Consider the following 12576-nt stretch of genomic DNA (forward strand, 5'->3'; position numbering starts at 1 on the left):
CGATCAGAACGTATAGCGGACGCGGCCGTAGTAGTACGCGCCATTGCTGCCGATCGGCGACAGCACGTCATACGGCAGGTTGCCGAAGTAGTGGATATCGCTGTTGGACCGATCCGGGTAGTTGTCGGTCAGGTTCTGCCCGCCGATGGCCACGCTCCACTGCGGGGTGATGCGGTATTCGACTTCCGCGTCCAGCTGCCACTCGGCCTGGTAGGTCTGGCGCGGGATGTAGCCATCACCGAAGTTGAACACGCGGGTGGCGCTGCCGTAGCGGTTCACGCGGCTGCTCAGCGACCAGTGGTCGTTGCTCCAGGCAGCCGAGAAACTGCCACGTGTACGCGGTGTGGCATCGGTCAGCGTGTTGGTCTCTTCAATCCCGAACAGCACATAATCCGGGTCCAGCGCCTGCAGCTGGGCCGGCGTGGCCAGCACGTTCTTCAGCGTGGTCTTGGTATACGCATAGGTGCCGGTCAACAGCAGCTGGCCATCGCCCAGCGACTGGCGCCAGTTGCTCACCAGCTCGGCGCCACGGGTGCGGGTATCGGCGGCGTTGACGAAGAAGCTGGCGCTCTGCAGGCCGCTGACACCGTAGTTGGCTGCCACGTAGCCGGTCAGTGCATCACCGGTGATGCTCTCCGACAGTGCGATGCGGTCGTCGATGTCGATCTGGAAGAAGTCCAGCGAGAGGTCGAAGTGTTCGCCGATGCGGCTGGTGAAGCCCAGCGACGTGTTCAGGGATTTTTCCGGTTTCAGGTCCTGCGCGCCAAGGCCACGCGCGATCGGATTGTTGACCGACAGCAGTCGGCCCTGCACCAGCTGGCCACCAGCGTTATAGCCGGTGGAGGTGGATTCGTAGCCGATCTGCGCCAGTGAAGGTGCGCGGAAGTTGTTGGAGATGGCACCGCGCAATGCAAACGCCGGCGTGAACTCGTAGCGCAGGCCGAGCTTGCCGGTCAGCTCGCCGCCGAAGTCGTCGTTGTGCTCGTAGCGCGCGGCCAGATCGGTGGAGAACTTCTCGCCAAACTGGCTGGACAGGCTGGCATAGGCGCTGGCCACGTCGCGCGACAGGGTGGCGGCGTCCTGTGGGGTCAGGCCGCCACCGGCCTGTGAGCCGGTCGGGCGGTCGGTGTACGGGCCCGCCGCATAGCTGGCCGGGTCGCCGGGGCGGGTCTGGTAGCGCTCATGGCGCGCTTCCACGCCCAGGCCCAGCGTGTGGCTGATGCTGTCGCTCTGGGTGAACACGCGGCTCAGGTCGAGGTTGCCCACGGTCTGCGCGTACTCGTAGTCGGCGGTCTTGAAGCGGGTCGGGCTGGTCGGGCCCAGCGAGGCGTTGAGCGAGTCGCGCAGGCGGTAGGTGAAATCGTTCTGCCCGTAATCGACGCTGCCATCGTAGCTCCATTCACTCCACTGCCCACGCACGCCGGCCACGGCCTGCACGTCGCGGTTCTCGCCTTCGGAGATCGGCCGGTAGCCGTTCGGATAGACCTGCTTCCAGTTGGCATCGCCATCGGGATAGCGGAAGTAGTTGGCGCCTTCGGTATCGCGCTGGTTGAAGGTGCCGAACGCGTAGAACGTCGAGGTCTGGCCCACCGGAATCTCGGTGTTCAGCCACAGGTTGATGTCCTTGCTCTTGCCATCGCCCAGCACGTAGTTGCGCTTGCCCTGCAGCGCCAGGTTGGCCGGGGTCTGGTCCCACGGCGGAATCTGGTCGAAGCCGGCGCGGTTGGTGCCGTTGCGGTGCTTGTATTCCAGGCCGACGCGCAGGAAGCCGCCGTCCTCGCCCAGCGAAGTGCCGACCTTGGCGCTGATGTTGCCGGTCTGGCCGTCGGTAAGGGTACGCCCGATCGGCTTCAGGTCGGTGTGGTTGGCGCCGTAGCTGGCCTCGATCTCCCCGCCGTCGCCGCCGTTGTCGAGGATTACGTTGATCACACCGGCCACCGCATCCGAGCCGTACAGCGCGCCGGCACCATCACGCAGCACTTCGATGCGCTTGATCGCACTGACCGGAATCGAGTTGAAGTCGACCGGGGTGGTGCCCTTGCCGATCTTGCTGTCGGTGTTGACCAGCGCGGTGTGGTGGCGGCGCTTGCCATTGACCAGCACCAGCACCTGGTCCGGCGACAGGCCGCGCAGCTGTGCGGCGCGCACATGGTCGGCGCCACCGGAGTTGGACTGGCGCGGGAAGTTGAACGACGGCAGCAGCGCCTGCAGCGCGCTGCCCAGCTCACCGTTGACCACGCCGGCCTTGCGGATGTCCTCGGCGGTGAGCACGTCCACCGGCGAGGTGGATTCGAGCACGGTGCGGTCGGCGGCACGGGTGCCGGTGACGATCACCGTATCCAGGTTGGTGGCGTCCTGGGCCAGGGCCGGGGCGGCGGCGGAGGAAAGCGCGAGGGCGATGGCGAGGCCGAGCGGCGACGCGGGCAGGCGGGCGGACATGGGGGCTCCAGCAACAACGACGACGGGGGAAGGGGAGATAGTTTCACTTACATCCATCCGGATGAAGCGATATATTATCTTCGCGTGATGACCGGTGCGGATGCAAGCCCCTGCCGGTCCGGCATGAGCTGATGCCCGGTTGGCATCAGCACGCCGGGCCGGTGGCGCTGTACGCTGCCGGCTCGCCTTGTCCCCCCTTCTCCGGAGCTGTACCGATGAAACACCTTGGCCTCGTCTTCGCCGTGCTGTTGGCCACCAGCGGCTGCGCCAGCCTCTCATCGCAGGCGCCCAGCGCCTATGCCACGGCCACTACCGCCGAACTGAAGGGCGATGCCGCCCGCCCGTCTTCCGCGCACGGCTGGGTGCGCAGCGAGCTGTATTTTGGCGTCGGCGAGGAGCAGGGCGCCGGCAACCGCCCGCAGGCCGACACCATCAGCGACGCGCAGTGGCGCACCTTCCTGGACAAGGAAGTGACCCCGCGCTTCCCGGATGGTCTGACAGTGTTCGATGCCTATGGCCAGTGGCTGTTCCGCGGCGATGCCGCGCCCAACCGCCTGCGCACGAAGGTGCTGGTGGTGCTGCATGAGGACACCCCGCAGCGCCGCGCCGATATCGAAGCGATCCGCCTGGCGTGGAAGCAGCAGACCAGGCATCAGTCGGTGCTGTGGTCGCGGCAGCCGGTCGAGGTATCGTTCTGAGTTGAAGGTGCCGCCGCGGTGCCGCAGGGAGCAATGATGAACTACAGGGAATGCCTGCTGGGCCTGGTGTTGGCCGGCGCGCTGGCACCGACGGCGCAGGCGGAGGACGAGGGCGAAACGCTACGCTTCCAGGTGGCCGCGCATGTGCAGGCGCACGCCGATCCCCAGCAGGACGGCAGCATCGTGGTGCAGCTGTCACCGTCGGGCAAGCGCCAGACGCTGGCGGGCGCGGCCGATGCCGACGGCAATTCGCGCTGGTCGCTCGAAGATGTCGATTTCGATGGCTACCCGGAATTGGTCGCACGTGCTTCGGTGGGCATGGTCAACGAGGCGGTGGCGGTGTACCGCTTCGATCCGGCCAGTGCCGGGTTCCGCGCGCTGCAGGCCGACACCCATGGCAAGCACAGCTGCGGTGACCTGATGGGGCTGAGCGTGGACGTTGCCACCCGCACCCTCACCAGCAGTTGCCGCAGCGGCCCGATGTGGTACACCGACCAGTACCGGTTTGCAGGCGCGAAGCTCCATCTGTACCGCTCTGAGAGCGTGCTGATGCTGGGCGATACGTTGAACGCCGCGCTGCATTGGGAACGGACCGAAGAGCAGGGCCCGTTGGCGGTCTGGCGCACCTATGACCCCGCCGGCCGTGTGTTGGAAAGTGCCATCGCCGATGGCCTGGGAGCACCGCCGGACGGGCCGTTGCAGGGGCAGCAGGCCACCGTGGTGCCCGCGCGCCTGTTCCTCTTCGACCGACCCGGCGCGTCCAGCACCAAGCGTTACCTGGTGCAGGGGGATCGCGTGGAACTGCTGGATGAACAGGACGGCTGGGTGAAGCTGCGCTACCGCAACCCGAAAAGCGGCGCGGTGGTGGGCTGGATCAACGTCAACGATTGACGAGACGTCTACCCGCAGTTTGCACATCGAGGCAATGGGCAACTTGCCCACGGGGGCATCACTTCATCAGGTCTAGCCTCGGACGTTCCCCCGTTCGAGGATGTATCCGATGAGCAAGCGCGTGGCCGAAATCGTGGTGGACGCCCTGCAGCAGGCTGGTGTCCGCCGTTGCTACGGCATCGTGGGCGATACGCTCAACCATGTGACCGATGCGATGCATGGCAGCGAGATCGCCTGGGTGCACGTGCGCCATGAAGAAGTGGCAGCGTTCGCCGCCGGCGCCGATTCGCTGGTGAGCGGCGAGTTGACCGCCTGTGCGGGCTCCTGTGGTCCCGGTGGCCTGCACTTCATCAACGGTGTGTTCGAGACCAACCGCAACCGTGCACCGATGGTGCTGATCGCCAGCCAGGTGGTGACCAGCGAGCTGGGCATGGAATTCCCGCAGGAAGTGGATTTCAAGGCGGTCTATGGCAGCTGCACGGTGTTCTGCGAACAGGTGCACAGCCCGGAGCAGGCGCGACGCGTGGTGGCCCTGGCCTGCCAGGCGGCGATCAGCCGGCGTGGCGTGGCGGTAGTGATCCTGCCGGCCGACATCAGCCAGGCTGAGGTGAAGCACGATGTGCCGTTCTCGGTGCACTACACCCAGCCGGTGCTGCGCCCGTCCGACGCCGAACTGCAGCGCATTGCCGAGCTGCTGGGGCAGGGCAGGCGTATCGGCATCTATGCCGGTGCCGGTTGCCAGTGCGCGCACGCGCAGCTGCTGGAACTGGCCCGGCGCCTGCAGGCGCCGGTTGCGCATACTTCGCGCGCCAAGGATTTCGTCGAGCCGGACAACCCGTACAACATGGGCATGACCGGAATCTTCGGCATCGAGTCTGGCTTCCACACGCTGATGGAGTGCGACACGCTGCTGCTGCTCGGCGCCGACTTCGCCTGGGGCCAGTTCTACCCCGACAAGGCCACGATCATCCAGGTCGACCGTGATGGCAGCCACCTTGGCCGCCGCCACCCGGTAAACCTGGGCGTGGTCGGTGACATCGCACCGACGCTGGATGCCTTGCTGCCGATGTTGCCGCCGCGCGAGGACAGCAGTTTCCTGGACGAATGTATCGAACGTCGCGACAAGGCGCTGAAGAAGCGCGAGCAGGAAGAACAGCCGGGCGAGGGCAAGCTTATCCACCCGCAGCATCTGACCGCGCTGCTGTCGAAGTACGCCAGCGAGGATGCACTGTTCACCGCTGACGGCGGCTCGCCGATGGTCTGGGTGCTGCGCCATATCCGCGTCAACGGTCGCCGCCGCACGCTGACCAGCCTGCTGCACGGCACGATGGCCAATGCAATGCCGCAGGCCCTGGGCCTGCAGAAGGCGTTCCCCGGCCGGCAGGTGATTTCGCTGTCCGGCGATGGTGGCCTGGCGATGCTGTTGGGTGACCTGCTGACCGCGGTGCAGGAAAACCTGCCGATCAAGGTGGTGGTGTTCAACAATGGCTCGCTCAACTTCGTCGAGCTGGAGCAGAAGGTGGAAGGCCTGCTGGACAACTACACCGACCTGAAGAACCCGGACTTCGGGCGCCTGGCCGAGGTGATCGGCTTCCACGGCCGCACCGTGACCCGCAGCGAGGATCTGGAGGAGGCGGTGCAGGATTTCCTGTCGCAGCGCGGCCCGGCATTGCTGGACGTGCACACCAGCCGCGCCGAGCTGGTGATGCCGCCGCAGATCGAGGCCAAGCAGGTCGCCGGCACGGCGCTGTATGCCGCCAAGGCGGTATTGAACGGCCGCTTCGACGACGTGAAGCATCTGCTGGTGGACAACTTCCTGAAGAAGTAGGGGGGGCGATGCAGGGCTGCGCCCTGCACCTGCAGAGGCCAAAGCAACAGCCGAAGCAACAGCAACAGCTGGGTATCCGTGGGATGGCGGGGTGGGTCCGGTTGCGGGGGGCGCTGCAAGTCCCCCTCCGGGGCCCGGCCCAGCCGCTGGCGGCTGTGCGTTCGGGCGCTTGCGAAGCAGTGCTTCGCAAGCAAAGCGCCCTCACCCATGTAAGCTCGGTCGCCGCTTGCTCGTGTGCGCAGGATTGCGCACACGAGCAAGTGGCGACCGAGCTTACAGGGACGCACTTGCAGCGACCCCTGCGCAGCCTACCCGCCCGGCCCACCCCCTGAGGTCCGCTGTCCGCGACCAACCCAGCCACGAGGGGCCCCGCCGTTGGCTGGAACCCATCATTCCACGACGGAATTGGCGCCCAGGCGCCGCTGGGCCTACCATCGGCGGTCCCCACCCCCACCGCCCCTTCCATGTCCGCTCCCGCTTCCGCCGCACCGCGTCGCTGGTTCGTCGCCGGCGACTTCAACGGCTTCTTCGGCCTGGTCGTCGACAACCTCTCCATCCTCGGCTTCATCGCCATGGCTCTGGTCGGGATCTTCCAGTTCCCCGCCGACGTGGTGTTCGGCCGCATGTTCCCCGGCACCGCCTTCGGCGTGCTGATCGGCAACCTGCTGTACACCCTGATGGCACGCCGGCTCGCCGCGCGTACCGGCCGTGACGACGTCACCGCCATGCCGCTCGGCCTGGATGCCCCGACCAGCATCGGCATGGCCCTGCTGGTGCTTGGCCCGGCCTTCATCGCTTTCAAGCAGCAGGGCATGGACCCGCACGCGGCGGGCATCGCCACCTGGCAGCTGGGCATGGCCGCGCTGGTCATCATGGGCGTGCTCAAGTTCGTGCTGTCGTTCTTCGGTGAAGCGGTCACCCGCGCCCTGCCGCGTGCCGCGCTGCTGGGTTCCATCGCCGGCATCGCGCTGGTGCTGATGGGCCTGCTGCCGCTGCTGGAAACGCTGCGCTCGCCGCTGGTCGGCTTCACCACGCTGGGCCTGCTGCTGTACGTGCTGATCGCCAAGGGCAAACTGCCGGTGCGTGGCCCGGGCGTGCTGCTGGCCTTCGTGTTCGGCACCATGCTGTATTACGGCCTCGGCCTGGCCGGGCTGGGCGCGCCGGGCTTCCATGTGCCGGCGTGGGTGCCGCCGCAGGTGGTGCTGCCGCTGCCGACGCTGGGCTTTCTCGACGGCCTGCCCACCGCGATGACCTACCTGCCGCTGCTGCTGCCGTTCGGCCTGCTGATGGTGGTCGGTGGCATCAACGTATCCGAAAGCGCGCGTGCGGCCGGCGATGACTACCGCACCCGCGACATCCTGCTGGTGGAAGCGGTGGCCACGCTGGTGGCCGGTGTCTGCGGCGGCGTGGCGCAGACCACGCCGTACATCGGCCAGCCGGCGTACAAGCACATGGGCGCGCGCAGCGGCTATACGCTGCTGACCGGCCTGTTCGTCGGCATCGGCGGCATGCTCGGTATCATCTCCGGGCTGGTGCAGTGGTTGCCGCTGGCGGTGCTCGCACCGATCATCGTGTACGTGGCCATCGACATCACCACCCAGGCGTTCCAGGCTACGCCGCGTCACCATAGCGGTGCCATGGTATTCGGCTTCCTGCCTTCGGTGGCCTACCTGCTGGCGATCAAGGCGCCGGGCTGGATCGCACCGGACCAGCTGCCGCAGCTGCTGACCAAGCTCGACGGCCACGGCCTGCCGGAGCTGGCGGTGATCTTCACTCTCGGCAACGGCTTCATCATCACCTCGATGCTGTGGATTTCGGCGGTGGCGGCGATGGTCGATGGCCGCCTGCGCCGTGCCTGCGGGTTCCTGCTGGTGGCTGCGTTGCTGACACTGTTCGGGCTGATCCACTCGGTGGATCCGCGCGGCGGCATCTACCTGCCGTGGGACCTGGAAGGATTGGCGCGCATCATCAGTTTGCAGTTTGCCGGCGCCTACGTGGCCCTGGCGGTGCTGCTGGGCCTGCTGTCGCTGCAGAAGCAGCCGGTGCAACCGCTGGCTGATCGCACCGATCATTGACCGGTGACGCCGGGCATGGCCCGGCGCTACCGCTCCTTCCACTTCTGGTGCTCTGTAGAGCCGAGCCTGCGCTCGGCTGCTCTGAGCCGAGCATGGCTCGGCCCTACAGGGGCGTGTTGCAGGCGGCGAATGATCACAGCGCGCCCTGCCGGCCAGCGGCCGGCACTACCGTTCGGCGTCCAGCTCCGGGTAGTGGCGGAAGATGCCATTCGTGTTGAATGCCAGGCGCCTTTCCGAGCCCAGGTAGGCGGCAATGTTGGGTCGTTTCGCCACCCGCGCCTGCAGCGCACGCAGCAGGGGCACGGCGGGCGCCAGTGCCTGCATGCGGCGCGGGAACATGTAGTCCAGACCACTCAGCAGCTGGAACAGCGACAGGTCCACATAGGAATGCTCGCGCAGTGCATGGCGGCCACCGTTGGCGGCCAGTACCCGTTCGAAGTAGCCCAGGAACTTCGGCAGGCGCTCGCTGCGCAGCGACGCGGCACGTGCCTTGGCCTCGGTCTTCTGCGCTTCGTAGTATTTTGATGCGGCGATCGGATGGTGAGTGTCATGCACCTCGGCCACCAGGTCGGCGATGGTCAGCTGCAGTTGCAACGCCTGCATCCGCCGCGAGGCCGCCTGTGGCACCAGGTCCAGCGTCGGACCGAGGAAATCCAGGATCGCCGCGACCTGCGCGATGATCTGGCGGCCGGCCTTCAGGAACGGCGGCGCGAAGGGCTGTGCCCCTTCACTGCTGCCATCGAGAAACGGCTGCATCACCGCATCGCCGTGCACCCGTGCCATGTCGATGTAGTCGGCGCCGGCATCTTCCAACGCCAGCCGCACGAACTCGCCACGGCCCTGGATGCCGGTCCAGTAGTACAGCGCGTACTGCATGGCGGTGCCTCCACAGGAAAAGACCCACAGCGTCGCGCGGAGCATGCAAAGCAGGCGTGAGCGCGGCTCTGCTGCAGGTCTCAACCCGAACGGCAGCGGAACAGGCGGGGAACCGGCTGCAATCGGTGGGGTCACACCTTCTCCATGCGTGTGAAACGAGGTGCTGCATCATGCAGAGTGGAAAGGCGGTATGGCCGTGGGTGCTGGGTATGGTGGTGATCGGCGGCGCGGGCGGTTGGTTGTTCCGCGATCAGCTGAGGCTCCTGGCAGAGGGTGTTTCGGTGCCGGTGCACTCAACCCCCGCCAGCACCAGCGCACCGCCGCAACCGCAGGCGGCCGCGGACCCCGCGCCAGCACCGCCGCCGATCAGGCATCCGCTGGACACCGAGGCCGCCGCTGACCCGGCGCTGCCCAAGTTGGCCGACAGTGATGCGGCTGCCTGGGGCGCATTGAGCCAGCTGTTCCAGGGCGAGGGCCCGATGACCCTGCTGCTGCGCGATCACCTGATCCAGCGCCTGGTCACCCAGGTCGACAACCTGGACAAACCAAGCGTGCCGCCGACGGTGCTGGCCGCACGGCCGCTGCCGGGCAACCTGCAGGTCGAGCATGGCGAGGGCGGGGAACGCATCGCGGCAAGCAACTCGGCGCGTTACGCGCCCTATGTGCAGGCCTTCACTGCGCTGGATCCAGCGGCAACGACTACGGCGTACAAGCGCTTCTATCCGTTGATCCAGCAGGCCTACGTCGACCTGGGCCGGCCCGAGGGCTACTTCAACGACCGTCTGGTGGCGGTGATCGACCATCTGCTGGAGACCCCGGAACTGGCGCAGGCGCCATTGGTGCAGCGTGATGAGCGCGGTCGCTACCGCTTCGTCGATTCCACCCTGCAGTCGCGCTCGATAGGCCAGAAGGCCCTGCTACGCATGGATCCTGCACAGGCGCGGGCAATCAAGCAGCAGCTGCGGGCGATCCGCAGCGCGATCACCCGCTGAGCCCGTCCACCGTGCGGAACTGATCGGGATCAACGCGCCGACCACACGCGCTCCGGCATGCTGGCCGCAGGCTGACTGGCCCCGGGGTGCAGTCGCAGCCGCCCTTGAAACGGGGTGGGGCAACCGCATCTTCCCAGCATCGCCGGCGCGGGCCGGCCCTGATGACCGATGAGGATTCGCAATGCGGATGGACAAGCTCACCTCGCGTTTCCAGCAGGCGCTGGCAGACGCACAGTCGCTGGCCGTGGGCCGCGACAACAGCATCATCGAACCTGTTCACCTGTTCAGCGCGTTGCTGGACCAGCAGGGCGGCAGCACGCGCCCGCTGCTGGCCCAGGCCGGGGTGAACGTGCCGGTGCTGCGCGAGCGCCTGACCGAGGCGCTGGATGCACTGCCGAAGGTGTCCGGCCAGGCCGGCAACGTCTCGATGGGCAATGACCTGGGGCGCCTGCTGAACCAGACCGACAAGCTGGCCCAGCAGCACGGCGATGCCTTCATTGCCAGCGAGTGGTTCGTGCTCGCGGCGCTGGAAGACGGCGGCACGCTGGGCATGGCGCTGCGCGCCGCCGGTGCCGACAAGACCCGCCTGCAGGCTGCGATCGACAAGCTGCGTGGCGGCGAGAACGTGCAGTCGGAGAATGCCGAGGAACAGCGGCAAGCGCTGGAGAAGTACACCATCGACCTGACCGCGCGTGCCGAGAGCGGCAAGCTCGATCCGGTGATCGGCCGTGACGAGGAAATCCGTCGCACGATCCAGGTGCTGCAGCGCCGGACCAAGAACAACCCGGTGCTGATCGGCGAACCCGGCGTGGGCAAGACCGCAATCGTGGAAGGGCTCGCCCAGCGCATCATCAATGACGAAGTGCCCGAAGGCCTGCGCGGCAAGCGCGTGCTGTCGCTGGACATGGGCGCGCTGATCGCCGGCGCCAAGTTCCGCGGTGAATTCGAGGAGCGCCTGAAGGGCGTGCTCAACGACCTGGCCAAGAACGAAGGACAGATCATCCTGTTCATTGACGAACTGCACACCATGGTCGGTGCCGGCAAGGCCGATGGCGCGATGGATGCCGGCAACATGCTCAAGCCGGCCCTGGCGCGTGGCGAGCTGCATTGCATCGGTGCGACCACGCTGGACGAGTATCGCAAGTACATCGAGAAGGATGCCGCGTTGGAGCGCCGCTTCCAGAAGGTGTTCGTGGGCGAGCCGTCGGTGGAGGACACCATCGCGATCCTGCGCGGGCTGAAGGAAAAGTACGCCGTGCACCACGGTGTGGAAATCACCGACCCGGCCATCGTGGCTGCAGCCACGCTGTCCAACCGCTACATCACCGACCGCCAGCTGCCGGACAAGGCCATCGACCTGATGGACGAAGCCGCCTCACGCCTGCGCATGGAGATCGACTCCAAGCCGGAGGAGCTGGACCGCCTGGAACGCCGGGTGATCCAGCTGAAGATCCAGCGCGAGATGCTGAAAAAGGAGAAGGACGAAGCCTCGCGGCAGCGCTTGGCCGATCTGGAGAAGGACATCGATGCGCTGGAGCGCGAGTTCTCCGATCTCAATGAAATCTGGAAGTCGGAGAAGGCCGCGCTGCAGGGCGCCACCAAGATCAAGGAACAGGTCGAGCAGGCCAAGCTGGAGCTGGAGGCCGCGCAGCGCCGCCAGGATTTCGCCAAGATGAGCGAGATCCAGTACGGCCTGTTGCCGCAGCTGGAAAAGCAGCTGGCCGCGGCCCAGGAAGCCGAGCACAAGGACTTCAAGCTGGTACAGGACCGCGTGACCGACGAGGAGATCGCCGAGGTCGTTTCGCGCTGGACCGGCATCCCGGTCAACAAGATGCTCGAAGGCGAGCGCGACAAGCTGCTGCGCATGGAAGAGGTGCTGCACAACCGCGTGGTCGGCCAGGAGGAAGCGATCAAGGTCGTCTCCGATGCCGTGCGCCGCTCGCGTGCAGGCCTGTCCGATCCGAACCGTCCGGCCGGCTCGTTCCTGTTCCTCGGCCCCACCGGCGTCGGCAAGACCGAGCTGTGCAAGTCGCTGGCCGAATTCCTGTTCGACAGTGCCGACGCGATGATCCGCATCGATATGAGCGAGTTCATGGAGAAGCACAGCGTCGCGCGCCTGATCGGCGCGCCTCCGGGCTATGTCGGCTACGAGGAAGGTGGCTACCTGACCGAGGCCGTGCGTCGCCGTCCGTACTCGCTGATCCTGCTGGACGAAGTGGAGAAGGCGCATCCGGATGTGTTCAACATCCTGCTGCAGGTGCTGGACGATGGCCGCCTGACCGACGGCCAGGGCCGCACCGTGGACTTCCGCAACACCGTCATCGTGATGACCTCGAACCTGGGCTCGCACCAGATCCAGGACATGAGCGCCGACGACAGTCCGGAGGCCTACACGCAGATGAAGGCGGCGGTGATGGGCGTTGTGCAGGCGCACTTCCGTCCGGAGTTCATCAACCGCCTGGACGACATCGTGGTGTTCCACCCGCTGGACAAGCAGCAGATCAAGCAGATCGCGCGCATCCAGATGCGCGGGCTGGAGAAGCGCCTGGCCGAGCGCGGGTTGAAGCTGTCGGTCTCCGATGCGGCGTTCGATCTGCTCGGCAACGTCGGCTTCGATCCGGTATATGGCGCGCGCCCGCTGAAGCGCGCGATCCAGTCGCAGCTGGAGAATCCGCTGGCGCAGCAGATCCTGTCCGGCGCGTTCGTCAACGGTGACACCATCGAAGTCGGCAATGAGGGTGGGCATTTGGTCTTCGCCAAGGCCTGAACCGGTGGCG

General features: G+C 66.6%; 8 protein-coding genes. 6 read left to right on the top strand and 2 right to left on the bottom strand.

What is annotated here, in order from left to right; all coding sequences use genetic code 11:
- Nucleotides 1-3: 3 nt before the first annotated feature.
- Entirely contained in the window at nucleotides 4-2439 is a 2436-nt protein-coding gene (locus tag R5H29_RS22465) for a TonB-dependent receptor (protein WP_332329877.1), read from the bottom strand.
- Between the two features lie 215 nt (nucleotides 2440-2654).
- Between R5H29_RS22465 and R5H29_RS22470 the strand changes: the two genes are divergently transcribed.
- The 4 genes from R5H29_RS22470 (at nucleotide 2655) to R5H29_RS22485 (ending at nucleotide 7931) form a co-directional block, all read left to right on the top strand.
- Nucleotides 2655-3137, top strand: a complete 483-nt coding sequence (locus tag R5H29_RS22470) for a DUF3574 domain-containing protein (RefSeq protein WP_021202058.1) — start codon at nucleotides 2655-2657, stop codon at nucleotides 3135-3137.
- 36 nt (nucleotides 3138-3173) lie between these two features.
- On the top strand, nucleotides 3174-4028 hold the full coding sequence (locus R5H29_RS22475) for an SH3 domain-containing protein (RefSeq protein WP_332329878.1): 855 nt from the start codon (nucleotides 3174-3176) through the stop codon (nucleotides 4026-4028).
- A 109-nt stretch (nucleotides 4029-4137) separates the two neighbouring features.
- Nucleotides 4138-5856, top strand: a complete 1719-nt coding sequence (locus tag R5H29_RS22480) for a thiamine pyrophosphate-dependent enzyme (protein WP_332329879.1) — start codon at nucleotides 4138-4140, stop codon at nucleotides 5854-5856.
- A 464-nt stretch (nucleotides 5857-6320) separates the two neighbouring features.
- A complete protein-coding gene (locus R5H29_RS22485) occupies nucleotides 6321-7931 on the top strand; it encodes a hypothetical protein (protein WP_329843180.1) in 1611 nt (536 codons plus the stop codon).
- Nucleotides 7932-8096: 165 nt separating this feature from the next.
- On the opposite strand, the gene R5H29_RS22490 is transcribed toward R5H29_RS22485, so the two are convergent.
- Nucleotides 8097-8807 carry a glutathione S-transferase gene (locus R5H29_RS22490; RefSeq protein WP_134731920.1) on the bottom strand — a complete coding sequence of 237 codons (711 nt, stop codon included), beginning with the start codon at nucleotides 8805-8807 and terminating at the stop codon, nucleotides 8097-8099.
- Nucleotides 8808-8977: 170 nt separating this feature from the next.
- Between R5H29_RS22490 and R5H29_RS22495 the strand changes: the two genes are divergently transcribed.
- Together R5H29_RS22495 and clpB are read left to right on the top strand one after the other, a co-directional pair.
- Nucleotides 8978-9799 carry a DUF3014 domain-containing protein gene (locus R5H29_RS22495; protein WP_332329880.1) on the top strand — a complete coding sequence of 274 codons (822 nt, stop codon included), beginning with the start codon at nucleotides 8978-8980 and terminating at the stop codon, nucleotides 9797-9799.
- Between the two features lie 181 nt (nucleotides 9800-9980).
- Entirely contained in the window at nucleotides 9981-12566 is a 2586-nt protein-coding gene (clpB, locus tag R5H29_RS22500; RefSeq protein ID WP_155030007.1) for an ATP-dependent chaperone ClpB, read from the top strand.
- Nucleotides 12567-12576 lie beyond the last annotated feature (10 nt).

Source organism: Stenotrophomonas sp. A3_2 (assembly GCF_036624925.1).
Lineage (GTDB): Bacteria > Pseudomonadota > Gammaproteobacteria > Xanthomonadales > Xanthomonadaceae > Stenotrophomonas > Stenotrophomonas hibiscicola.

Coding starts and splice junctions, on each gene's coding strand:
- R5H29_RS22465 (WP_332329877.1), bottom strand. CDS start 2,439: ATGTCCGCCCGCCTGCCCGCGTCGCCGCTCGGCCTCGCCATCGCCCTC.
- clpB (WP_155030007.1), top strand. CDS start 9,981: ATGCGGATGGACAAGCTCACCTCGCGTTTCCAGCAGGCGCTGGCAGAC.
- R5H29_RS22495 (WP_332329880.1), top strand. CDS start 8,978: ATGCAGAGTGGAAAGGCGGTATGGCCGTGGGTGCTGGGTATGGTGGTG.
- R5H29_RS22480 (WP_332329879.1), top strand. CDS start 4,138: ATGAGCAAGCGCGTGGCCGAAATCGTGGTGGACGCCCTGCAGCAGGCT.
- R5H29_RS22485 (WP_329843180.1), top strand. CDS start 6,321: ATGTCCGCTCCCGCTTCCGCCGCACCGCGTCGCTGGTTCGTCGCCGGC.
- R5H29_RS22490 (WP_134731920.1), bottom strand. CDS start 8,807: ATGCAGTACGCGCTGTACTACTGGACCGGCATCCAGGGCCGTGGCGAG.
- R5H29_RS22470 (WP_021202058.1), top strand. CDS start 2,655: ATGAAACACCTTGGCCTCGTCTTCGCCGTGCTGTTGGCCACCAGCGGC.
- R5H29_RS22475 (WP_332329878.1), top strand. CDS start 3,174: ATGAACTACAGGGAATGCCTGCTGGGCCTGGTGTTGGCCGGCGCGCTG.